The sequence below is a fragment of the Microbacterium sp. Bi98 genome (assembly GCF_918698045.1).
In the GTDB taxonomy this organism is placed as follows: Bacteria; Actinomycetota; Actinomycetes; order Actinomycetales; family Microbacteriaceae; genus Microbacterium.
This window is the reverse complement of the sequence record NZ_CAKKLK010000001.1, coordinates 38,960-61,625: the sequence shown is the minus strand read 5'-3', so window position 1 is coordinate 61,625 and position 22,666 is coordinate 38,960. Positions and strand designations below refer to the sequence as shown.

The window sequence follows — 22,666 nt, the reverse complement described above, 5'->3', positions numbered from 1 at the left end:
CAGATTCGTCCAGATCCGGAGTGAAATGTCCAACGGGCTCACCAGGTCGGCGAAATGTTGCGGTGACCCGAAGAAATCCTGCCCCCGTTGATACCGTAGGACGGTGACTGCTTCTTCCCCCGACGATCCCGCTGCTCAGGCGGTCGACGCCACGCCCGCCGCCCCGAAGAAGACTTCCGCTCGCACGACGCCTGCCAAGAAGACGGGTGGAGCGCGCGTTCCCTCCAAAGCTGCGGCGGACAAGGCCGCAGTCACCGTCGAGGTGGTCGCCGAACCGGCGCTGAAGATCGACCGGACCACCGAGAGCGGCGCTCCGCGATCGGCGGCATCGAAGAAGACCGCCGCCGCTCGCACGACTGCCGCCAAGAACGCGACCCGCGACACGACCGCCCGCGCGGCTGGGGCGAAGACGTCATCGGCGCGATCCGCTGCTGCCAAGACCACCGCTGCGAGGACCACAGCCGCGAAGACGGCTGCGGCCAAGACCGCTGCTGCGAAGACCTCAGCCGCGCAGGGATCCACTCCGGCCGCCAGGGCGGCCGCGGCGAAGACGGTCGCCGCCAAGGCTGCGGTGGAGAAGAGCGCGTCGGCGAAGTCCGCAGCACGCACTTCCGCGGCGAAGACCACGGCGGCCAAGGCCGCGGCCGCGAAGGCCGCTGCGGCGAAGACAGCTGCCGCGAAGGCTGCTGCGGCCGAGGCCGAGGCCGAGGCAGAGGCGGACGCTCAGGTCGAGAGCGAAGCGGCGATCGAGATCGAGATGCCGGCTCCTGCCCACGTTCAGGGAGACGAGCCTGAGGCTGCAGCCGAGGGGGCGAAGACAGATCTGCCCGCTCCGGCGGAGGAGACCCCTATGAACGACGCCGCACCGGTTGTCGACGCGACGCCGGTCGACGACGCCACGCCGGTCGACGACGCCACGCCGGTCGACGACGCGACGGCGGACGTCGCCGACGCCACCGCGTCTGCAGAAACGGCATCCGCCGACGAGAGCACGACATCCGAGATCTCCGAGCCGGTGTCCGATGCGGACGCGACCGAGGAGGCTGTCACCGGAGTCGAGGCGGCCTCCGGTGCGGAGGCCATCCGCATTCGGGGCCTCGTCAAGAACTTCGGGGATCACACCGCGGTCAACGGCATCGACCTGACGGTGCCTGCAGGTTCGTTCTACGGCATCGTCGGTCCCAACGGCGCCGGCAAGACGACGACCCTGTCGATCGTCGCCGGGCTGCTGCGCGCCGATGCAGGCGACATCGTGATCTGCGGCATCGATCAGTCGGCGAAGCCTCTTGCCGCGAAACGCATGATGGGTGTACTGCCCGACCGGCTCCGCACGTTCGATCGACTCACCGGGCGGCAGCTGCTCTACTACTACGGGCTCCTGCGGGGGCTCGCCTCGGCGGTCATCGAGAAGCGCGTCGCCGATCTCGCGCGCGCATTCGATCTCGGAGAGGCGCTCAATCGCGTCGTCTCCGACTATTCGGCCGGTATGACCAAGAAGATCATGCTCGCGGGAGCCATGATCCACTCGCCGAGGGTCCTGGTGCTCGATGAGCCGTTCGAGGCCGTCGATCCGGTGTCCTCCGCGGTCATCCTCGACATTCTGCGCGCCTATGTCGCGCACGGCGGAACGGTGGTGCTCTCGAGCCACGGGATGGATCTCGTCGAGCGGGTCTGCTCGCGCGTCGCGATCATCGTCGGGGGAGAAGTGCTCGCCGAGGGCACCATCGACGAGGTCCGCGCAGGCCAGACGCTCGAAGCGCGGTTCGTCGAGCTGTCCGGTGGCATCGGCGAGGTGGAGGGGCTCGAGTGGCTGCACACGTTCTCCGACTGAGAGCCGCGCTCCTGATCGGATCGCTCCGCGGCGAACGTCGGGTACGGACGCTCATCATGCTCGCCGTCGTGGCGATTCTCACGGGTGTGGTCTGCGCGGCGATCCTCAGCCTCGACGACGCACCCGTCGCTGTCGCGCGCACGGTCATCGTCCTCGGCAGCGCGGCACTGCTCCTGGGATTCCTGGTGGGTCCCATCCTCGTGGGTGCCGTGGATCAGCTGGATCCCCGCAGATTCGCCGTGTTCGGGGTCGACGAGCGGCAGATGCCATGGATCCTCGCGCTCGCCTCACTGGTCAGCGTTCCCAGCCTGGCTCTCATCGCTGTGAACATCAGCGTGTGCATCGTGGCGATCAGGCTCGGAGCGCCGTGGTTCATCGCGGTGCTGATGAGCGTCGTCTGCCTGTTCTCGACGGTGCTTGCGGCGCGTATCGGCATGGCGGTGAACGCGCTGCTGCTGCCGGAGCGTCGATCGCGCGAGCTCACCGCCCTCTTCGCGCTGGCCGTGATCGTGATCGCATTCCCCGTGGCGGTGTTCCTCGCCTCGCTCAAGTGGGACGGGCAGGTCCCCGCCGCAGTGGGGGCACTGACGGCGACGATCGGGTTCACCCCTTTCGCCGCATCGTCGAGGTTCCTGTTCTCGTTCGCGACGGATGACGATGCCGGCAACTCGATCAGCGGGATCGTGGCCCTCCTCACCGCGGTGGTGCTCTGGGCGGTGTGGTCGTGGCTGGTTCGCAGACTGCTCACCACGACCGAGCGTCCTGTAGCCTCTCGCGAGCGCTCCGGTCTCGGCTGGTTCGGACTGCTTCCCTCGAACGCCTTCGGTGCGATCGCGTCTCGCAGCCTCGTCTACTGGCTGCGTGACCGCCGCTACATCATGAATCTCATCGTGGTCCCGATCGCCGGCGTGCTGTCCGTCCTGCCACTCCTCGTCGCGGGCGTGCCGCTCGAGATCGCCGCTCTCGTGCCCGTTCCGGTGATGGCCCTGTTCTTCGGCTGGCTGCCGCACAACGATGTCGCCTACGACTCCACCGCACTGTGGACGCACGTGGCGAGCGGCGTGCGCGGCATCCCCGATCGTCTGGGCCGACTCGTCCCGGTGATGCTCGTGGCCGTTCCCGTGCTCGCGATCGCTGTGCCTCTCACGATGCTCTGGATCGATGACTGGCGTCTCCTTCTGCCCCTCACCGGCCTCGGGGCCAGTCTGCTGCTGTCGGCGCTCGGTTTCTCGAGCATCGTCTCTGTGATCGCGCCGTACGCCGTGTCGCGTCCCGGAGACAGCCCGTTCCAGCAGCCTCAGCGGCCGACGTCGCGTGGCGCGTACGGTCCTGCTGCGGCGTTCCTCGGAGCGATCCTCGTGAGCGTGCCGACCATCTGGCTGCTCGTGCTCACGATGCTCGAGGGATCGCAGTTCGCCCCCGCGACGTTCTGGGCCGGACTCGCGACAGGGGCGGCGCTCTTCGCGATCGGTGTCGGCGTCGGCGGGCGGATCTTCGAGCATGAGGGCGAGCGACTGATGGAGTTCGTCGAGACCGCGTGACGACCGCCCAACCGGGTGCGTCCGAGGCTAGACTCTCGGCATGAGTACTCCGCTGGACAGCCCCGATCAGGGCGGCGTGGCAACGCTTGATCGCGAACTGGAAGAACTCCTCCGCGAGGAGAATGTCGAGCCGGGCGACCACGAGCGCTTCTCTCATTACGTCAAGAAGGACAAGATCCTCGAATCGGCGATCACCGGCAAGCCGGTGCGTGCGCTGTGCGGCAAGAAGTGGACGCCGGGCCGTGATCCGGAGAAGTTCCCGATCTGCCCCACGTGCAAGGAGATCTACGAATCGATGGTCGGCTGAACTGAACCGCCTCGGCCGCGTCAGCTCGCGTCGACGTAGACGGTGGGGATCGCCGGGTCGGACTTGCTCAGGGCGAGCGCTCTGACCGGAAGCTCCTCCCGCACCCGCAGATGGTGCGCTCGGGCGGAGGCCGTTCCCTCGGGTCCTTCGAACGAGTCGTCGATCTCGCCGTTCTCGACGAAGGTCGTCTGCAGCGCCCGCCCGTCCGAATGCTCGGCCGGGGTGTCGAGTTCCTCGAATCCGTCGGAGACAACGACGGTCTCTGCCTCCGCCACCCCGTCGACGAGGGTGCGGAACGCTGCTTTGCGCCCGCCGTGGGATGCCTTGTCGGTCGACGCCTTCGCGACGCCGATCCATGCGCCGTCCGAGTCCTGTCGCGCCACGAGCTTGTAGACCATGCTCGCGGTGGGGTATCCCGATCCCGTGACCACCGACGTGCCCACGCCGTAAGCGTCGACGGGCGACGCGGCCAGCGCGGCGATCGCATACTCGTCGAGATCGCTCGTGACCGTGATGCGTGTCCCGGTCGCACCGAGCTCGTCGAGCTGCGCCCGCACCTCGGCGGCGACGATCGGCAGGTCACCCGAGTCGATCCGCACGCCGCCGAGTCCCGTACCTGCGACGCGGATGGCCGTCTCAACTCCGGCGCGGATGTCGTAGGTGTCGACGAGCAGTGTGGTGTCGGTTCCCAGGGAGTCGATCTGCGAGCGGAACGCCTCCTCTTCGGTCTCGTGCAGCAGGGTCCAGGAGTGCGCGGCCGTGCCCATGGTGGGGATACCCCAGCGTCGTCCGGCCTCGAGGTTGCTCGTGGCCCGGAAACCGGCGATGTAGGCCGCGCGCGCGGCTGCGACGGCGGACTGCTCTGCGGCACGCCGAGAGCCCATCTCGGCCAGCGGACGCTCGCCCGCCGCGATGCTCATGCGGGAGGCGGCGGTGGCGACGGCGGAGTCGTGGTTGAGCACGCTGAGAGCCAGGGTCTCGAGCAGGACAGCGTCGGCGAAGCTGCCCTCGACCGTGAGGATGGGGGAGCCGGGGAAGTACAGCTCGCCCTCGCGGTAGCCACGGATGGAGCCGGTGAAGCGGTAGTTCTCGAGGTACGTCAGGGACTCGGCATCCACCACCTGGTTGTCACGCAGGAATCGCAGTTCGTCATCCTCGAAGCGGAACTGTCGCAGCAGCGTGAGGAGCCGACCGGTACCGGCGACGACTCCGAAACGTCGTCCTCCCGACAACCTGCGTGAGAACAGTTCGAACACGCTCGGCCGTGATGCGGTGCCGTCGCGCAGTGCGGCGGCGAGCATGGTCAGTTCGTAACGATCGGTCAGAAGCGCCGTGGACGTCGTCATCCGCTCAGCTTAGTGAGGGGAGCCGTCCGGGTCGCTGAGCGTGACGCGCGCCGCACGCGGGTAGGCTGGGTAGTCATGAACGACGCCCCGATCGGAATCTTCGACTCCGGTGTCGGCGGACTCACGGTGGCCCGGGCCATCCGAGCCCAGCTGCCCCGGGAATCGTTCGTCTACATCGGCGACACGGCTCACTCGCCCTATGGCCCCAAGCCGATCGCGGACGTGCGGCGGTACAGCCTCGAAGTGCTCGATTCCCTGGTCGACCAGGGCGTCAAGATGCTCGTGATCGCCTGCAACACGGCATCGGCGGCCATGCTGCGCGACGCCAGAGAGCGCTACGACATTCCGGTCGTCGAGGTGATCGGCCCGGCAGTCCGACGAGCCGTGTCGACGACTCGCAACGGCCGCGTCGGGGTCATCGGCACCGTGGGGACGATCGGCTCCCGCGCCTACCAGGACATGCTCGAGGTGAACGAACGGCTCGAGGTCTTCACCGCGGCGTGCCCGCGCTTCGTCGAGTTCGTCGAGGGGGGCATCACCGGCACGCCTGAAGTGCTCGCCACCGCCGAGGAGTACCTCGCGCCGCTCCGCGAGGCGGATGTCGACACACTCGTTCTCGGCTGCACCCATTACCCCTTCCTGCGTGGCGCGATCAGCTACGTGATGGGGGAGGGGGTGACCCTCGTCTCGAGTGATGACGAGACCGCCGGGGATGTCTATCGCCAGCTCGTGCGAGGCGATCTTCTCGCGTCTCCCGACGCCACGGCCACGTACGTCTACGAGGCGACGGGGGACTCGACGACCGAGTTCACCGCCCTCGCCAACCGCCTGATGGGCCGGGAGGTGCGCGACGTGCAGCTCGTGCAGACCGGTGTCATCACGCTTCCGGAGCCTGTCCCCGGACAGTAGCCCGACCGCAGCATCCGCTTCATCCGCCTCCACCGAAGGAATCCCATGACCAGCATCGTCCGCGCCGACGGCCGTTCCACCGACCAGCTCCGCGAGATCACGATCGAGCGCGGGTGGAGCAGCCACGCCGAGGGCTCAGCTCTGATCAGCTTCGGCGGAACCAAGGTGCTGTGCACGGCATCATTCACGAATGGCGTTCCTCGCTGGCTGACCGGCAAGGGCAAGGGGTGGGTGACGGCGGAGTACTCGATGCTGCCCCGTGCGACCAACAGCCGCAACGACCGGGAGAGCGTCAAGGGGCGCATCGGCGGGCGCACGCACGAGATCTCGCGGCTGATCGGCCGTGCTCTGCGCGCAGTGGTCGACACCAAGGCGCTGGGTGAGAACACGATCGTGATCGACTGCGACGTGCTGCAGGCCGACGGAGGCACCCGCACCGCCGCGATCACCGGAGCGTACGTCGCCCTCGCAGATGCGATCGAGTGGGGACGCGAGAAGAAGTTCATCGGCAAGAACGCGACGCCGTTGCTCGACTCCGTGGCTGCGATCTCGGTCGGGATCATCGACGGCGAGCCCATGCTGGATCTGGCATATGTCGAGGACGTCCGCGCCGAGACCGACATGAACATCGTGGTCACGGGCCGCGGGCTCTTCGTCGAGGTGCAGGGCACGGCTGAAGGAGCGCCGTTCGACAAGCGCGAGCTCGACGCCCTGCTCGACCTGGGCGTCGCGGGCTGCGCCGACCTGAAGGATCACCAGCTGAAGGCGCTCGCGGGCTGATGAAGGTCGTCCTCGCCACGCACAATCCGCACAAGGTCGCGGAGTTCCAACAGATCGTGGCATCCGCTCGCCCTGATCTCGAGATCATCGCGTATGACGGACCGGAGCCCGTCGAGGACGGCGTCACGTTCGCGGAGAACGCGCTGATCAAGGCTCGCGCCGCGTCGGCGCACACGGGACTCGCGGCGCTCGCCGACGACTCCGGCATCTGCGTCGACGTGCTGGGCGGGTCGCCCGGTGTCTTCTCGGCCTATTGGGCGGGGCAGAAGAAGGATGCCGCGGCGAACCTCGAGCTGCTGCTCGACCAGCTGCGCGACATCGCGGATCCTCACCGCGCTGCTCACTTCAACTCGACGATCGCGCTCGTGACTCCGGACGGAGCCGAGCACGTGGTCGTCGGGAACTGGCCGGGACGTCTCGCGCGCGAAGCATCCGGAGGCGGCGGATTCGGTTACGACCCCATCTTCGTCCCGGACGGACAGCCCGAGGGGGCGGAGCGCACGGTCGGCGATTTCACTGCAGGCGAGAAGCAGGCGCAGTCGCACCGTGCGCGCGCGTTCGCGGAACTGCTGCCGTTGCTCGCCGCTCTCTGAGTCGGCGGTATTCACTACGTTTGACGTACTTCATGCGTAGTGGTTACTCTGACGACATGCGAGAACTCACCTACTACGTCGGCGTCACGCTCGACGGATTCATCGCCGGCCCGGACGACGAGGTCGATTTCTTCCCCGTGACCGCTGCGTTCGCCGACGCTCTCGGCACGGAACTCCCCGACATCCAGCCTGCGCATGTGCGCGCGGCGCGGGGCGGCGCAAGCGCAGCGGTCACCCGCTTCGACACCGTCGTGATGGGGCGTCGGACCTACGAACCCGCACTGCAGGTCGGCATCACAGACCCGTACTCGCAGTTGCGGACCGTCGTGTTCAGTCGCTCGCTGGACGATCCGGGCGAAGCCAACGTCGAGATCGTGCGCACCGATCCTGTCGCGCGGGTCCGCGCGCTCAAGGCGGAACCCGGCCTCGGCATCTACCTCGCGGGTGGGGCCGGGCTCGCCGGGGTGCTCCTCGACGAGATCGATCGCCTCATCGTCAAGAAGTACCCGACGATCGCGGGGTCCGGCATCCCGATGGCGAGCCACCCCTTCGCCCCGACCCATTTCCGTCTCGACCAGGTGCGCTCGTTCGACAACGGGTGCGTCGTGCTCGAATACTCTCGCCAGCGCTGACGGCCCCGCGGTTACTGAGAATCATCACCATTCCCGACTGGGCTGAGTCACGCCGGCGGGTGTGCGAGCCGGTCTAGCCTGGAGACATGCACGATCATGCGCCCGCCGCGGGCGGCATCCGCTCCGCGAACCATCGCCGTCTTCTGGCGATCTCGCTGACACTGACCGCGACGATCATGGTCGTGCAGATCGTGGGTGCACTGCTGACCGGTTCTCTCGCGCTGCTGGCGGATGCGGCTCACATGTTCACAGACGCCTCGGCTCTGGTGATCGCGCTCATCGCGGCGGCCGTCGCCGCCCGACCTGCCGACGACCGCCGCACGTTCGGATACCAGCGCGCCGAGGTGTTCGGGGCGCTCATCAACGCGATCATCCTGATCCTCCTCGCCGGCTGGGTGGGGGTGGAGGCCATCGGTCGTCTGATCAACCCGGGGGAGACCGAGGTGGTCGGCGGGCTGATGCTCATCGTCGCCGTCGTGGGTCTTGTCGCGAACGCCATCTCGATGTGGCTGCTGAGCCGCGCGCAGCGCACCAGCATGAACGTCCGCGGCGCCTACCTCGAGGTGATGGGCGACCTGATCGGGTCGGCGATGGTGATCATCGCAGCGATCGTGATCGTCACGACCGGATGGATGCCCGCCGACGCGCTCGCGTCGATCATGATCGCCGTGCTCATCATCCCGCGAGCCATCGCGCTGCTCCGCGAGGTGTTCTCGGTGCTCTCCGAATCAGCGCCCCAGGGCACTGCGGTCAGCGAGATCCGACAGCACCTCCTCGACTACGACGGAGTCGTCGGCGTGCATGACGTGCACGTCTGGCAGCTCACTCGTGGTGCTCCGGTGTTCAGCGCGCACGTCAGCGTCGACCCGGCCCTCCTCGCCGATGGACGTTCGGCGAAGCTGCTGAGCGACCTCCAGTCGTGTCTGTCGCACCACTTCGACGTCGCTCACTCGACCTTCCAGATCGAGCCCGCGGAGCAGTCCGACTGCCAACCGCACCACGTCTGACGGTCAGGACTCGACGATCACCTCGTCGGGAGTCTTATCCGGCCGGAGGCCCCGCCAACGGGAGTGACGCAGAACGCCGTCCGGGGTCCAGTTCGCGAACTCGACCTCGCCGACGAGCTCAGGTCGGACCCAGAGCGCATCCGACGCATCGAGCGCGGGCACGTCCTCGAGGGGCGCGGAGTCGGTGCGCAGGGGAGCGAGCCGGCTCAGCAGGTCGCGCAGCATCCGGTCGGTGAATCCCGTGCCGACGCGACCGACATAGCGCAGCCGTCCGGACTCGGGGACCGCGAGCAGCAGGGAGCCGAACGTGCCCTCCCGGTCGCCCTTGCCGGGGCGGATACCGACGATCACGACCTCCTGCATGCGGGTGTGCTTGATCTTCAGCCAGGCCGGTGAGCGCTGGCCCGGACGGTACCGCGAGGACGGATCCTTGACGACGACGCCCTCGAGGCCGAACTCGTCGCTCGCCGCGAGAGCGGCGTCGAGATCGTCGAACACGGGCGGGACCTGCACCGGCGCATCGAGGTCGGCGACGACCTCCTCGAGGAGGGTCCGTCGCTCCGACAGCGCCATGGTGCTGAGGTCGTGACCGTTCAGTCGGAGCAGATCGAAAGCCATGTAGACGATGGGCGTGCGCACGACCTCGCGTTCGATCTCGCGGGGCCGGGTCAGGTGCATGCGGTTCTGCAGCATCGAGAAGCTCGGCCTGCCCTGCGCATCGAAGGCGACGATCTCGCCATCGATGATCGCATCGGACACGGGCAGGAACGGCGCGCCGTCGGCAGTCAGCTCGGGGTAGCGGGCCGTGATGTCGGTGCCGCTGCGGGCATGCAGCAGCATCCGTCCGTCCGCCCAGGTTCCGATGGCCCTGATGCCGTCCCACTTCACCTCCACCCACGACGGAGAGCTCAGAGTGCGGGCGATCGCCGGCGTGCCGTTCTCGGCCAGCATGGGGGAGACGGAGGGGGGAGACGACGAGGCCAGCGGTGCCGCACCGGTCGTCCGCGGGCGGTGGCGGCTCGCATGCGAGTTCGCGCCGTGTGCGTCGACGCGGGGGCCCGGCGCAGAGGTGGTGTCCGGGGGGCCCTCCTGGGCGGCGAGAAGCGGAGCGATGGGGTCCTGCCCGGAACCCGCACGCTCGAGCACCGTCGCGAAGTCGAGCTGCGCGAGGTCGGGGTCGTCGAGTTCGTCCCAGGTGCGCGGAGCCGCCACCCAGGGGTGCGCGCGACCACGCATCGAGTACGGCGAGATCGTCGTCTTCTTGCCGTTGTTCTGGCTCCAGTCGAGAAAGACCTTGCCGCCGCGCGCGGCCTTGGCCATCGTGCTCGTGGCGAGATCCGGATGCTCGGTCTCGATCAGACGGGCGATCTCCTTCACGACCGCGGATATCTCTGCGCTCGTCTGCTGCCCGGGGAGGGCGGCGTAGAGGTGGATCCCTTTGCTTCCGCTGGTCACGGGCACCGGATCGAGTCCGATGTCGCTGAGCAGGCTGCGTGCGATCCGTGCGACCTCGGCGCACTGGGCGAGCCCGACCCCCGGGCCCGGGTCGAGATCCAGGACGAGCCGATCCGGCTTTCCCGGCATGCCGTCGGAGGCGAAGCGCCACTGCGGCACGTGCAGCTCGATCGCGGCGACCTGCGCGAGCCAGACCAGCGTGGGAACGTCCTGGACGAGGGGATACTCCTTGGGACCGTCCGAGTGCCGGATCGGCTGTCGGGGGATCCATTCCGGAGCTCCCGGCTCGAGCTGCTTCGTGAAGAACGCGTCGGCGGGAGCATCCGCGGTCCCCACCCCTTCCACCCAGCGCTTGCGGGTCACGGGGCGGCCCGCGAGCAGAGGGAGGAGGTGCGGCGCGATCGCCGTGTAGTAGGCGATGATCTCGCCCTTCGTGGTGCCGGTCTCGGGGTAGACGACCTTGTCGAGGTTGGTGATGCGCAGCCGGCGGCCATCGATCTGCACGTTCTGCGCCTCTGCGACCATGACGCCAGCGTAGTCAAGGTACTGGCCGTGAGCCGCGCGGCTGGTGTTCACTGGGGTCATGAGAACGATCTGGAAAGGTGCGCTCACCTTCGGCCTCGTGAACGTGCCCGTCAAGGTGTATTCCGCCACCGAGGACCATGATGTGCCGCTGCACCAGGTGCACGAGAAGGACGGCGGCCGGATCCGGTACCAGCGCACCTGTGAGGTGTGCGGCGAGACCGTCGCCTACGCCGACATCGATCGCGCCTACGTCGAGGAAGGGCAGACGGTCGTGCTCACGAAGGACGATCTGGCGGCGCTGCCGGCGGAGAAGAGCCGCGAGATCGACGTCGTCGAGTTCGTGCCCTCCGACCAGGTCGATCTGCTGACCCTCGACAAGCCGTACTACCTCGAACCGGACTCCAAGTCACCGAAGGCGTACGTGCTGCTGCGCAAGACGCTCGAACAGACCGACCGCACGGCGATCGTGCGCTTCACGCTGCGACAGAAGACCCGACTGGCCGCACTCCGTGTGCGTGGCAAGGTGCTCGTGCTGCAGACGCTGCTGTGGGCCGACGAGGTGCGTGAGGCGGCGTTCCCGGTGCTCGACGAGGATGTGAGGATTTCGAAGAAGGAGCTCGAGCTCTCGGCATCCCTCGTAGACAGCTATTCGGCTGACTTCGATCCTGAGTCGTTCGTCGACGAGTACCAGAAGGAGTTGCGCACTCTGATCGATGCGAAGATCGAGGCGGGCGACACGTTCGATGTCTCGGACACCTTCGGCGAGGCCGAGGGCGATGCCAAGAGCGGTGAGGTCATCGACCTGATGGAGGCGCTGCGCGCCAGTGTGGCTCGCACCAAGGCCGCTCGGTCGGAGTCGACCGGCGACAAGGCGAGCACGAAGAAGAGCCCGAGCAAGAAGAAGGCGGGCTGAGACAGCGCGCCTTCTTCTGCACCGAGATCAGTGCTTGCCGTCTCCGTCGAAGTCCGGAGCACGGTCGAAGACCTCGGGGTCGAGGGCGAGCCCTTCGGCCTCGGTGGCGTCTGTCTCACCCTCGCCGGCCGCGGCTTCCTTCTTCGCCTTGTGACGCTCGGACAGGTAGTGCCAGAGCGTGATGAGTGCCGTGCCGCCGACGGCAGCGAGCAGGATCAGGTCGATGTAGCTCTCGACGAAGTGCGCGACCGGCGGGATGAAGCCGATGGCGTACCCGAACATCGTCAGACCGAAGCCCCAGAGGATCGCACCGATGAGGTTGTACAGCGTGTAGCGGCGCCATGGCATGTGGCCCACGCCGGCGGCGACCGGGGCGAAGGTGCGAACGATCGGCACGAAGCGGGCGAGGATGACGGTGATGCCGCCGAAACGCTCGAAGAAGGCGTTCGTCCGCTCGACGTTCTTCTTGCTGAACAGGCCCGATTCCTTGCGTTCGAAGACTGCGGGTCCGCCCTTGTGGCCGATGAGGTAGCCGACCTCACCGCCGACGAACGCCGAGAGCCCGATGAGCAGCGCGACGATCCACACGTTGATGCCGAACACCCCGTGCTCCGAGCCCGCGATCGGGTGCGACAGGAGTCCTGAGATCACGAGCAGCGTGTCGCCAGGAAGCAGGAACCCGACCAGAAGGCCCGTCTCCGCGAAGACGATGAAGCACACCACGAGAAGCGCCCAGGGGCCGGCCGAGCCGATGATCGTGGCGGGGTCGAGCCAGGGGATGAGAGCGGCGTGATGCATGGATTTCCCGTCGTCGTGCGCTGTGCGGCGGTCAAGTCGTCGGTCGCAGGGGGTGCGACAGATCGGTGCGGAAGGTGGGACTTGAACCCACACGCCCTAGGGCACAGGAACCTAAATCCTGCGTGTCTGCCAATTTCACCACTCCCGCGCGCTGGGATAAGTCTACTGATCGGGGGATCGTGCGTTGCTGGGGATCCGCCCGCAGGAGCACCGCCGCCGCTGTGGATAACTCCGGCGCGTGTCACCCGATCCTTGCGAGGATGCTCGGGTGATCCAGCCCTCCGTCCTCGTCGCCGAGCGCGTTCGTCAGCGGCTCCGCGCCGAAGGAACGGACCCGACGTTCGACTCCTCGGCAGCGCGCTCGGTCACGCTCGCCGAGGTGCGCAAGTTCAACGATCTGGCGCTGGCGCGGGGCGCGGCGGTGATCGACGACGAAGCTGCATGCGTGAGTGACGTGCTCGCGGCGGTCAGCGGCTTCGGTCCGTTGCAGTCGCTCCTCGACGACCCTGAGATCGAGGAGATCTGGCTCAACGGCCCCGAGAGCATCCACGTCGCACGCGGAGGGGTCGCCGAGCGGATCGAGATGCGTCTCACGGAATCGTCGTTGCGCGATCTCATCGAGCGGATGCTGCAGTCGACAGGGCGCCGTGTCGACATCAGTCAGCCGTTCGTGGATGCGTCTCTTCCTGATGGCGCGCGACTGCATGTCGCGATCGCGGACGTCGTCCGCGGATCGTGGTCCGTCAACATCCGCAAGTTCCTGCCCCGGTATCGAAGCCTCGAGGCGCTCGTCGACCACGGGGCGCTGACTCCGGACCTGGCCGCGATGCTTCGTGACGCGATGCGCGCGGGCAGGAGTGTCGTCGTGTCCGGTGCCACCCACGCAGGCAAGACCACCTTCCTCGGTGCGCTGCTCGACTCGTGCGCCGACCGTCAGCGGATCATCACCGTCGAGGAGACCTTCGAGCTCGCGGTGCAGGGACCGGATGTCGTGTCCTTGCAGGGGCGTCAGGCGAGTCTGGAGGGAACGGGGGAGATCACGCTGCGCAGGCTCGTGAAGGAGGCGCTGAGGATGCGACCCGATCGCCTCGTCGTCGGCGAAGTCAGAGATGCGGAGGCGCTCGACCTCGTCCTCGCACTCAACACGGGGGTGCCGGGTGCTGCGACCGTGCACGCGAACTCCGCGGCCGAGGCGCTCGACAAGCTCACGCTTCTGCCGCTCCTCGCGGGACGGAACATCGATCGATCGTTCATCGTGCCGGCCCTCGCCGGCGCGGTCGATCTCGTGGTGCACTGCGTGCGTGACGACACCGGAGTGCGACGGGTGCACGAGGTCATCGCGCCGACGGGCGCCATGGTCGACGGCCGGATCATCACGCGAACCGTGTACATCCGCGGCGACGAGGCGTCCACTGAACAGACGGCGTGGCGTCGCGGAGGCACTCTGTGACGGTCCTGCTCGGTGCGATGCTCGCGGCCGGTCTGCTGCTGTGCGCATCGCCGTGGCTCTGGCCTCCGCCTCAAGATGGAGGAAGGGTCCGGCACCGCGGCCGTCTGACTCGCCTTCTCGAAGAGGGCGGCATGGCATCTGTCAGCCCGCGCACGCTCCTGCTGGTGATGCTGACGGTCGCGCTCGCCGCGGCTTCCTCTGTCTGGCTCTTCACAGCCATCCCGGTCCTCGCGGGCTTGGCAGGCGCGACCGCGGCCGTCGTGCCGATCGTCTTCGTGCGTTCCCGACGCCTCCGGCTGCGCAGACTTCGTCGCCAGCTCTGGCCCGACGTCTGTGACCTGCTGATCGCATCCATCCGTGTCGGACTGTCACTGCCGGACGCCGTCGCGAGTCTGGCCGAGTCATCGCCGACGATGATGCGGCCGGCCTTCGCCGTGTTCGCCAGAGACCTGCGCGCCACCGGCCGCTTCGAGACGAGCCTCGACCGGCTGAAGGTGGCGTTGGCTGATCCCATCGCCGATCGGATCATCGAGACGCTCCGCATGGCGCGACAGGTCGGCGGCACCGAGCTCACAGGCGTCCTCCGCGCGCTGTCGTCGTCGGTGCGCGCGGACGCCGTGCTGCGCGGCGAGGTCGAAGCCAGACAGTCATGGATCCGAGGCGCTGCCGTGCTCGGTGCCGTCGCGCCGTGGGTGATCCTCGGCCTGCTGGTGCTGCGCCCCGAGGGCGCGGCCGCCTACGGCACCGGTGAAGGGATGCTGGTGATCTGCGCGGGAGCTGCCGTGTCGGTGATCGCCTATCGCTTGATGATCCGTATCGGTCGGCTCCCCGAGCCGGGGCGGTGGTTCGGGTGAACCCGATGTCCGCGATCGCTGTCGCCGTGCTCGGCGGCGGAACACTCGGCATGGGGTTGCTCTGCATACTCGCGTCGCTTCCACGGTGGTCGGCAGCGCCGCTGGCTCTGCGCATCGCGCCCTATGTGCGCGATGCGGTCGCCGATGAAGACCTGCCCGGAAACGCGCTCCCGCGAGTCGGCGTGCTCTCCGCGGGTGACCGCGCATTCTGGCTTCGGTCACGTGTGCTGTTCGAACGCCTTGTGGGCGGCGGCGACGCTCTGCATCGGAGGATCGAGCAGGCGGGGATTCCTCTGGAGCAGGGGGCCTTCCGCGGGCGTCAGCTCGGCTGGGTGCTCGTCGGCATCGTCATCGGCTCGATCGCTGTCATCGTGTTCGCCATCACGGGCCGGATGAGCCCGCCGATCGCCCTGCTGCCCGGGATCCTCGGAGCCGCAGCGGGGTTCGCATACGACATGCGGCTCACGGCTCGCGTCGCTTCGCGTCGCGCCCGGTTGACCGACGAGCTGCCGACCACTCTCGAGTTCCTCGCGCTGTGCCTGTCGGCGGGTGAAGGCTTCCTGGACTCGCTGCGTCGGGTGGCCGCGGTCGGCTCCGGCGAACTGACCGATGAGTTCCGCCGCGTGGTGATCGCTGTCGGCACGGGGTCGCCGCTCGCCGACGCGCTCACGGAGATGGCCGCGCGACTGCAGCTTCCGGGGCTCTCCCGTGCGATCGACCAGGTGACCGCCGCGCTCGAGCATGGCGCGCCGCTCTCGGCCGTCCTGCATGCGCAGGCGGGGGACGCTCGCGAGGACGCCAAGCGGGTCCTCATCGAACAGGCCGGTCGGAAGGAGATCCTGATGCTCCTCCCGCTCGTCTTCCTGATCCTCCCGCTGTCCGTGCTCTTCGCCATCTACCCCGGTCTCTTCATCCTGCGACTCGGCATCGGCTGAGCGACCACGAAAGGACGACATGAACACCTCTCGACCACTGGGCACCACCAGGGTTGCCTCGCTCACCCCCGATCTCATGGACGATCTCGTCGGCGACGAATCGGGGGACGTACCGAATTGTTCTCTAGAAAAATGCGTGTTGCGCGTCGACTGTGTCGCTGTTCGGGCTAGCGTCGATGCTCGTGAGCGAGACATCTGAGTGGCATCTTGGCGCAGCCGGAGGTGCGTTCCCGGCTATCGTCGACGGGATCGCCGCCGCATGGAGTGACATTGAAGAGCGGGAGCGCTCCCTCGGCATACCCGTCGGACAACCGATTCTGATGTCGAGCACGGAGATCGACTATCGCTTGGCAGATTACTTCCGTGAGGGCTTCCCGCGGGATCGTATGAGTTCAGCTATGACGTATGCGAAAGAACTCCGAACATGGTTCCGCTTTCTAGACCGAAGAGGTGTTCACTGGAGCGATGCCGAGCGCGCCGACGTGAGAGCATTTCAAATTTGGAGAACTTACGACGCTCAGAACCCTGCAAGGGTTTCAGCCGCTACGTGGAATAAAGGCTGGGCAGCTCTCACGCACTTCTACCGGTGGGCGATTGAATGCAAATGGGTGGAGCGTAGCCCTTTGGGAAAATATGACCGTCTCCTGGACAACCGGGCCCAGGGCGCACATCGCGAGAAAAATGCTCGACATTCCCGCGACCGATGGATCACACCGAAGGACTTCGCTTGTTGGAGTCTGGTCGGACTAAGTGGCTACGATTCGAGGCCAGATTCCGGTGGCGGTTTAGAGCCAACTATGCCTGATCCTCAGTCTCGCGTTCGATGCATCGATCGAAACGTTGCGTTTGTGGAGCTCCTTCTCGTAACTGGGCTTCGGTTAAGTGAGGGCGGGAAACTCCTTGTGTTCGAACTTCCGACCAGTGTGCACGACGATGTCCCGGTGGTGGGAAAAGGCGGAAAGCTACGGCACTTCCGAGCGATGCACCCGCGAGCCCTGCACGCCGGAAACGCATACGTCAGGACCGGCCGGGACCGGGCTGTGCGTCGTGCAAGACGAGAGGGTCGGTATGATCACGTCCGAGCAGAGAACATGATCGAGGGAATAGCTCAAGAAAAGTCCGGTACCCAGCTACGTATGGGAGACGGAACCAAAGTACATTTGCTCTCTCTCGGGCAAGAACGTCGTCTTCAGCTGTATCGGAGGACAGACGCGGGGCTGGAACCGGCAGCGCTTTGGCTTTCTGAACGCGGAGAGCCGTTACCCAGCCCATCCTGGTCGAAGGTTTTCCAGGCGGCCAATCGTCGTCTATCCGCGGAACGACTGCGTCACTTCGGCAACGATCGGGGCGTTTGGGTGACGCCGCATTCGTTGCGATTCACCTTCGCGCTCTTCTCGCTGTTGGCAGGTGTCCGGGCAATGGACGCCCGGACGGGTCGCGTGCCGTCGGATCCGTTCATCGCAGCGGACTACACACAGATCTTCGACGAGGTGCGCGACCTCTTGGGACACGCAAACACTGAAATCACTCGGAACGTGTATCTAGAACCGGTGAAGGGATTGCGTCGAACGTCGCTGCTTCACGCATCGTCGGCAGCCGATTTCTGGGAGCAAGTCGCAGGTTCCAGCCCCTTGATCGGCTTTGGAAGGGGGCAGGAATGAGCCGCGCAACACTGCCTTCTGGTGACTGGGAACCCGCTGGAGCAGGTGTACCTGACGGCGCGCCAGTCGTCGTTCTCCACCTGGAAGACGATCCAGCGTATGTGTTTGACCTCACCCTTTACGCTGGCTCGATAGCGTTGCGACGCCAACTCTGTGACGCGGTCCTCGCACGAACGACGCAGATGCCTGGCGTGAGGCGGACCACGACAGTTGCCACCGTGCGCCGTGCCTGTTCATCGTTCCTCCGGTGGCTGTGGTGCCAGCAGCAAGCCGGCGCGATCAGTGAAGTACAGTCTGTCGCTGATCTCACCCCTTTTCATCTCGTCCAGTTCCGTCTGTTCCTCGAGAGCACGATGTCCGCGAAATACGACGGAACCTATTCGTCCGAGATCGCGAAGCTGCTTCGACTTCTACCCGTGAATGACGCCGTCCTGTCGTACGCTCGTCGGCGCCCTCGGACGCCGTGGATCGAACCCGAGCGGGTGGAGGGCTACGCCCGGGATGAGTTCGACGCGCTCGCTCGGGCGGCCCGAAACGTCCTCAGGGTCGCGCAAAGACGGATCACGTTGGCCTACGCGGAGGCTCGGCTCGGGACCAATCCAGACGCCACCCCCAGACAACGCGCACTACATGGGCTTCTCTCAACAGGAGTTATTTCGTCTGATCAGTTGACGGCGCTACGCCCTGAGGAGGGGCGCGCGACGCTTCGAGGGGCAAGAAAAGAGCTCTTCATGACGGGAGAAGAGGTTGCGGCCGCCGCTCTACTCGTTGCCTCGAAAAGCGGGTTGAACCTGTCTGTGATTCACACCATGAAGATTCCTACAATGCACTCGGATTCCATCGCTCAAGTAGATGTTGATAAACCCCGGCGAGGCCCCTCTGCGCGATTCTGGTCAGAGATAGGTGACGCCGGTGCGGACAATAGAGGTCTCTATACGATGCTGCAGATGATTCTTGAGGCAACGGAACCGGCCCGCGAGGTCCTCAGATTACGAGGAACGCCAACCGATCGGTTGTTTGTCCGATGGGAGGTTGGGCGCATGCCTCTGACCGGCGCGGTGACGACCGGTTCGCTTCGTTGGAATCCACTGAGCTCGCGACCGCAGTTCAGGAGGATGCGTCGCAGCCTTCCCACCGGCGGCGTTGGACGGGAACCAACGCATCATTCGAGAGACGCCCACCTGCACTATGTGCGCACGAACACAAGTGCGCTCGAGGACCAGCAGTTTGCCGCAGCCCGAGGTGTTCAGGCCGCACTGGACCGCGCCAGGCAGCAGCTGAACATACCTCAAGTTAGAGACGAAGAGGCAGATCAGGATAACGACGCGATGGTCGCAAATTGTGTCGATCCTCGGCACCACCCACAAAATGGACAAGCCTGCACTTCGAGCTATTTCTCGTTCCTTGACTGCCTCGAGTGTGACAACGCGATATCAGCGAACCGATTACTGCCTCGACAGATTGCAGCGCTGGACGTACTTGAGGAGATACGCGATGTGGCGGGAGACTTGTGGTCAATCTCAATGCAAAATCGTGTGCATATTCTTCGTGCGCTCGTTGAGAGGTGTACGCCGGCGGAGATTCAGTGGGCCACGCCGCTGTCGCTGGAGTATCGCCCCTTGATTATGACCGCACTGAAGTCGGAGGTGCCGCGACATGCCGCGGTCTAAAGGAAGCATTCGCCGGGGTGTATTGGAACGTCTGGGATCTCGTCCGTCGATACGAGGCAACCGAATCGAGGATACGACGTCGGAAGTGGCGGATTTCGAGTCTGATCACTGGCCGCTACGTGCTCTCGTGGGGAACCAGAAGTTACCAGCCGGATCGCTTTGGTTCTCGGAAATCCCGATTGGGTTCAAGAGCTTCGCAAAGGAGTTCATGTACGTGCTCATCAACGACGGATATCCGGAGGAGTATCGGGACCAGCCGTATGGGCCCCGAAGTAAATGGCCAAGCCCCGGAAGTCTTATTGGTATTCTGGATCGGGTCTTGAAGGTAACCCGCTTCTTTGTCGAGGAATGGTCAGCGACGCATCCTCAGACACCGGTTTCGTCGCCGCGCGATCTTGACGCCGACCACCTAGAGGACCTGCGAGTGTGGGTAGAACAGTCCGGCTGGACTGCGAAGACCCAGGTGGATCTATTGCGAATGGCAAGGTCTGCGTGGCATCTGGCACCATTTCTCGCAGATGAGAACCGCTGGCCGGAGCCGCGCTGGCTTCGCAAGAAGACCGCACGCCGAGTCGAGGAGAATCAGACCGCCAGAATCCGACAGGAAGTCATGTCCCCGCTCATCACGTGGGCCTGCGCGTTCGTTGAGGATTTCGCCGAGGACATCTTCTCGGCGCGCGAGCATTACCTCCAGAGGACCGAATCGACTAGGCCCTTCGAGCAGACGTCGCTCGAGGACTGCCTGCGAATCCTTGATCAGTACGAAGGGCATTGTCTTCCCGGACGAGATGCGTACAACGCTCCCGGAACCAAACAAGCATCCTGGCACGTATTCGAGTACCATCACGGTGTTTCGCGGTCGAGGATGGCGCAGGCCCTGTCTCGCCATCGAGACCGTCACAAGTTTGGCTTCTCGCGTGAACTTGATCTCGCGAGACTGGACTTTCGGCCGTCAGCAGTCTTCTATGGGGCCCCATGGATGGATGGCTTCCACGTGCTTGACTTGGTTCCCGGTAATGCACGCGGAACTCGGAATCAGTTCAACCCGCTGCTGTCGCATTTATTCACAGCCTGCATCATCGTGGTGACCTACCTGACCGGCGCGCGACCGAGAGAGGTGCTGAGCCTGGAGTTCGGCGCCGGCGTCCCGCCGATCCAGCGCGCGGATGGAGGAAGCCTTCACCTCATCTCCGGCCATACCTCGAAGGGGATAACCCTGGACGATGACGGGAATGCTGTGCCGCCTCGACCGGTGAAGTGGGCCACGGTTCCGTCCGGATGGCGTGCAATCCAGGTTGCGGAGCGCATCCGGCGTCTGTTCGGAGAGTCTGACGGACTCCTCTTCACCACTTCCGGATCACGGCATGGACCCTCACTCATCACCTCATGGATTGACAGCTTCATCGCGTTCGTGAACGAGCGAATTGTCGCGGACCGTGATCACCTTCAGGGTTTTCGGATACCTGCAGATCCAGACGGAGACATCACTCTCCGTCGTTTTCGCCGCACGCTGTCGTGGTTCCTCGCCAACCAACCTGGCGGTGATATCACGCTTGCCATTCAGTACCAACACCTTCGCACAGCGATGGGCAGCGGATACGCAGGCACCCAGCGAGGTCACCTCAATGACCTACTCCTCGAGGACGACTGGGCGCACCGCCGGGAAACCATCGAGCAGTTGGGAACAATGCTGCATACCGGAGAAGGCATCTACGGACTGAGCGCGGATCGTGCGGTGAGGGCCGTCAGCAAGTTGCCACCGGTGACGACGCCCGCCGAAGAGCGACGGCTTCGTCGAGACCCGGAGCTCGTCCTCTACGACAACCCGGGTGCAATAGCCATCTGTGCCTTCAAAGCGGAAACCGCCAAGTGCGTGAACGAGGATCCCAAGCCCGCGCCGCGCCGTCCGAACCTCCCCGGTTGCCAAGAACTGTGTCCAAACCTCGCCCGCACTGGGTCTCATCTCCTCCAGATCACTGACCAGGCAGAGGGGTTCAGGGCGGCTGCGGCAATATCGCCGTTGCCGATCGCGCAATCTCTGAGTGCTCATGCCGAAGAGCTCGAGCTCTTGGTTGAGGAGACCCGAGCCCGCCCGGCACTAACTCTGGAGAATTCTCATGAATGACCTCGTCGCGCCGACCGCCAGGGAAGTACAGGATGAGCCCGATGCGGTCCGTAGTGCCATCCTCGCCGCGATGCGGCGAATCTCCCTCCACCAACCGATTCGGGTGTCGGTTGGAGCAACAACTGTGAGAGACCTGGCGGTGGAGGCAGCAGTCGGCCGCCACCACCTGTACCAAAGTCATCCCGACCTGCGCGACCGATTCAAAGCGCTAATCGAAGGCGAAGCTGGGATCAGCTACGACGAAGCGATGGACCGCCTGACCCGCGTGAAGAAAGAGCTTGCTCAATCGCGGGAGCTGCAACAGAAGACTCGCGATGAAGTGCGCCGCTGGAAAGCGACGACCGAGGTGCTACAGCGCGCCGTGAACGTCTTGCAGGAGGAGCTGCGACAGGAGCAACTAAAGAACGCGCGGTTGACGAGGAGAGTAGATGTCGCTGGTCTGCCTGCGCCCAACCCCATAGTGCTCTTGCGCCCAGAGACACCACCAGCGTGATCTGATTCGGATCGTGGGAACAGTAGGTGAGACCCCTGCGCAGGCGGCGCCTCAACCTTTGTGACGCGCGGACGAAACGATGAGCCGGATCACTGCTGATTTCTGAAGCGACATCATCGATTGCACATATTGCGGACATGCGGACCTGACTATGATCCGTGGCACTTCGCGCGACCGGCAAGACCAGGGAAAGATGGCGGTTGCGACACACCAGGCAAGGCCACCGCTCCGCGCCTCACTGTCGGACGAATCTGCGCAAAAGATCGCGTGTGCGTTCGAGGCACAGAGCAGAAACAGGGTTGGTGTGAACGTTGATCACGCCCACACCAACCCTCGTCTCGTCCTGTCAATCGAATCCAACGCCCGGCGAGAGCGAGTAGTAGACCTCGCCGTTGCTGAGGGTGACGTTACTCGTAGGGACAACGCTGACCGTTCCGGGGCCTATGGCGTTGCTGGGATGAGGAGCGTTGTCTCAGCGTCGGTGCGCGTTTGTTCACGCAGCGAGAACCTCTCATTCGAGGGCGACCAACGCATCGTTCGACCTTGCGCGAACCCGGAGGGCGCGTCATCACCACGAATACTGACATGCACCAACGGATCGATCAGTATCGCTAGGGGGCGACCATACCCGGCACACCAAGAATCGACGGCTCCGAGTCAAGATCCCTCCTGTGCGGAACGACGCGCTCGACCCCGCTGAGTGGCAGCAACTGGATCCCGACCAGTCGAGCATCATCGACGAGATACCGCAGCTGCATGTCGTCCATGTCGAACGAACTCAGGGCGCTCGGAACGCTCATGCGGCTCCTCCCGGAGTACACGTGGTTGTAGTTTCGTCGGC

At 65.4% G+C, this 22,666-nt stretch carries 20 protein-coding genes, 1 tRNA gene and 1 pseudogene; 17 read left to right on the top strand and 5 right to left on the bottom strand.

Annotated elements, in window-relative coordinates; all coding sequences use genetic code 11:
• Nucleotides 1-103: 103 nt before the first annotated feature.
• The 3 genes from LQZ85_RS17915 to LQZ85_RS00275 are packed head-to-tail and all read left to right on the top strand — an operon-like array spanning nucleotide 104 to nucleotide 3,679.
• On the top strand, nucleotides 104-1,831 hold the full coding sequence (locus LQZ85_RS17915) for an ATP-binding cassette domain-containing protein (protein WP_321163944.1): 1,728 nt from the start codon (nucleotides 104-106) through the stop codon (nucleotides 1,829-1,831).
• Nucleotides 1,807-3,372 carry a hypothetical protein gene (locus LQZ85_RS00280; RefSeq protein WP_056280101.1) on the top strand — a complete coding sequence of 522 codons (1,566 nt, stop codon included), beginning with the start codon at nucleotides 1,807-1,809 and terminating at the stop codon, nucleotides 3,370-3,372. Before LQZ85_RS17915 ends, LQZ85_RS00280 begins: the two co-directional genes overlap by 25 nt.
• A gap of 40 nt (nucleotides 3,373-3,412) precedes the next feature.
• Nucleotides 3,413-3,679: a DUF3039 domain-containing protein gene (locus LQZ85_RS00275; protein ID WP_053096965.1), complete on the top strand. Its 267-nt coding sequence runs from the start codon at nucleotides 3,413-3,415 to the stop codon at nucleotides 3,677-3,679.
• 20 nt (nucleotides 3,680-3,699) lie between these two features.
• Here the strand turns inward: LQZ85_RS00275 and LQZ85_RS00270 are convergent, their stop codons facing one another.
• Complete coding sequence (locus LQZ85_RS00270) at nucleotides 3,700-5,025, bottom strand: nicotinate phosphoribosyltransferase (RefSeq protein ID WP_056280104.1); 1,326 nt, start codon at nucleotides 5,023-5,025, stop codon at nucleotides 3,700-3,702.
• Between the two features lie 75 nt (nucleotides 5,026-5,100).
• Between LQZ85_RS00270 and murI the strand changes: the two genes are divergently transcribed.
• The 5 genes from murI (at nucleotide 5,101) to LQZ85_RS00245 (ending at nucleotide 8,946) form a co-directional block, all read left to right on the top strand.
• A complete protein-coding gene (gene murI / locus LQZ85_RS00265; protein ID WP_053096961.1) occupies nucleotides 5,101-5,934 on the top strand; it encodes a glutamate racemase in 834 nt (277 codons plus the stop codon).
• A gap of 45 nt (nucleotides 5,935-5,979) precedes the next feature.
• Nucleotides 5,980-6,714, top strand: coding sequence for a ribonuclease PH (rph, locus tag LQZ85_RS00260; RefSeq protein WP_042536503.1), 735 nt, complete (start codon nucleotides 5,980-5,982; stop codon nucleotides 6,712-6,714).
• The gene (gene rdgB, locus LQZ85_RS00255; protein ID WP_053096959.1) at nucleotides 6,714-7,307 is read left to right on the top strand and encodes an RdgB/HAM1 family non-canonical purine NTP pyrophosphatase; all 594 of its coding nucleotides are present in this window, start codon (nucleotides 6,714-6,716) and stop codon (nucleotides 7,305-7,307) included. Before rph ends, rdgB begins: the two co-directional genes overlap by 1 nt.
• Nucleotides 7,308-7,363: 56 nt before the next feature.
• Nucleotides 7,364-7,939, top strand: coding sequence for a dihydrofolate reductase family protein (locus tag LQZ85_RS00250; protein WP_056280107.1), 576 nt, complete (start codon nucleotides 7,364-7,366; stop codon nucleotides 7,937-7,939).
• An 86-nt stretch (nucleotides 7,940-8,025) separates the two neighbouring features.
• A complete protein-coding gene (locus tag LQZ85_RS00245; protein WP_056280109.1) occupies nucleotides 8,026-8,946 on the top strand; it encodes a cation diffusion facilitator family transporter in 921 nt (306 codons plus the stop codon).
• A 3-nt stretch (nucleotides 8,947-8,949) separates the two neighbouring features.
• Here LQZ85_RS00245 and ligD read toward each other — a convergent pair whose 3' ends face one another.
• The gene (gene ligD, locus LQZ85_RS00240) at nucleotides 8,950-10,926 is read right to left on the bottom strand and encodes a non-homologous end-joining DNA ligase (protein ID WP_056280332.1); all 1,977 of its coding nucleotides are present in this window, start codon (nucleotides 10,924-10,926) and stop codon (nucleotides 8,950-8,952) included.
• Between the two features lie 58 nt (nucleotides 10,927-10,984).
• Here ligD and LQZ85_RS00235 point away from each other — a divergent pair, with 58 nt between their 5' ends.
• Nucleotides 10,985-11,839, top strand: a complete 855-nt coding sequence (locus LQZ85_RS00235; protein ID WP_053096954.1) for a Ku protein — start codon at nucleotides 10,985-10,987, stop codon at nucleotides 11,837-11,839.
• 27 nt (nucleotides 11,840-11,866) lie between these two features.
• Here LQZ85_RS00235 and LQZ85_RS00230 read toward each other — a convergent pair whose 3' ends face one another.
• On the bottom strand, nucleotides 11,867-12,637 hold the full coding sequence (locus LQZ85_RS00230) for a VTT domain-containing protein (RefSeq protein WP_053096952.1): 771 nt from the start codon (nucleotides 12,635-12,637) through the stop codon (nucleotides 11,867-11,869).
• A gap of 66 nt (nucleotides 12,638-12,703) precedes the next feature.
• Nucleotides 12,704-12,785 (bottom strand) — tRNA-Leu (locus LQZ85_RS00225).
• Nucleotides 12,786-12,905: 120 nt separating this feature from the next.
• Between LQZ85_RS00225 and LQZ85_RS00220 the strand changes: the two genes are divergently transcribed.
• The 8 genes and pseudogenes from LQZ85_RS00220 to LQZ85_RS00190 all read left to right on the top strand — a co-directional run bounded on the left by LQZ85_RS00220 (nucleotide 12,906) and on the right by LQZ85_RS00190 (nucleotide 21,825).
• Nucleotides 12,906-14,087, top strand: coding sequence for an ATPase, T2SS/T4P/T4SS family (locus tag LQZ85_RS00220; protein ID WP_056280112.1), 1,182 nt, complete (start codon nucleotides 12,906-12,908; stop codon nucleotides 14,085-14,087).
• Nucleotides 14,084-14,941, top strand: a complete 858-nt coding sequence (locus LQZ85_RS00215) for a type II secretion system F family protein (protein ID WP_056280114.1) — start codon at nucleotides 14,084-14,086, stop codon at nucleotides 14,939-14,941. Before LQZ85_RS00220 ends, LQZ85_RS00215 begins: the two co-directional genes overlap by 4 nt.
• Before the next feature lie 5 nt (nucleotides 14,942-14,946).
• Nucleotides 14,947-15,876 (top strand): type II secretion system F family protein, encoded by a 930-nt coding sequence (locus LQZ85_RS00210; protein ID WP_230100329.1) that lies wholly within the window; start codon nucleotides 14,947-14,949, stop codon nucleotides 15,874-15,876.
• Nucleotides 15,877-16,052: 176 nt separating this feature from the next.
• Nucleotides 16,053-16,463 (top strand): annotated as a pseudogene (locus tag LQZ85_RS17910) (site-specific integrase); the annotation flags it as partial.
• Nucleotides 16,464-16,967: 504 nt separating this feature from the next.
• Nucleotides 16,968-17,537 (top strand): hypothetical protein, encoded by a 570-nt coding sequence (locus LQZ85_RS00205; RefSeq protein ID WP_230100328.1) that lies wholly within the window; start codon nucleotides 16,968-16,970, stop codon nucleotides 17,535-17,537.
• Nucleotides 17,534-19,207 (top strand): hypothetical protein, encoded by a 1,674-nt coding sequence (locus tag LQZ85_RS00200; protein WP_230100327.1) that lies wholly within the window; start codon nucleotides 17,534-17,536, stop codon nucleotides 19,205-19,207. Before LQZ85_RS00205 ends, LQZ85_RS00200 begins: the two co-directional genes overlap by 4 nt.
• 127 nt (nucleotides 19,208-19,334) lie before the next feature.
• Nucleotides 19,335-21,332: a hypothetical protein gene (locus tag LQZ85_RS00195; protein ID WP_230100326.1), complete on the top strand. Its 1,998-nt coding sequence runs from the start codon at nucleotides 19,335-19,337 to the stop codon at nucleotides 21,330-21,332.
• A complete protein-coding gene (locus LQZ85_RS00190) occupies nucleotides 21,325-21,825 on the top strand; it encodes a hypothetical protein (RefSeq protein WP_230100325.1) in 501 nt (166 codons plus the stop codon). Before LQZ85_RS00195 ends, LQZ85_RS00190 begins: the two co-directional genes overlap by 8 nt.
• A gap of 611 nt (nucleotides 21,826-22,436) precedes the next feature.
• Here the strand turns inward: LQZ85_RS00190 and LQZ85_RS00185 are convergent.
• Nucleotides 22,437-22,625 carry a hypothetical protein gene (locus LQZ85_RS00185; protein WP_230100324.1) on the bottom strand — a complete coding sequence of 63 codons (189 nt, stop codon included), beginning with the start codon at nucleotides 22,623-22,625 and terminating at the stop codon, nucleotides 22,437-22,439.
• Between the last annotated feature and the right edge of the window lie 41 nt (nucleotides 22,626-22,666).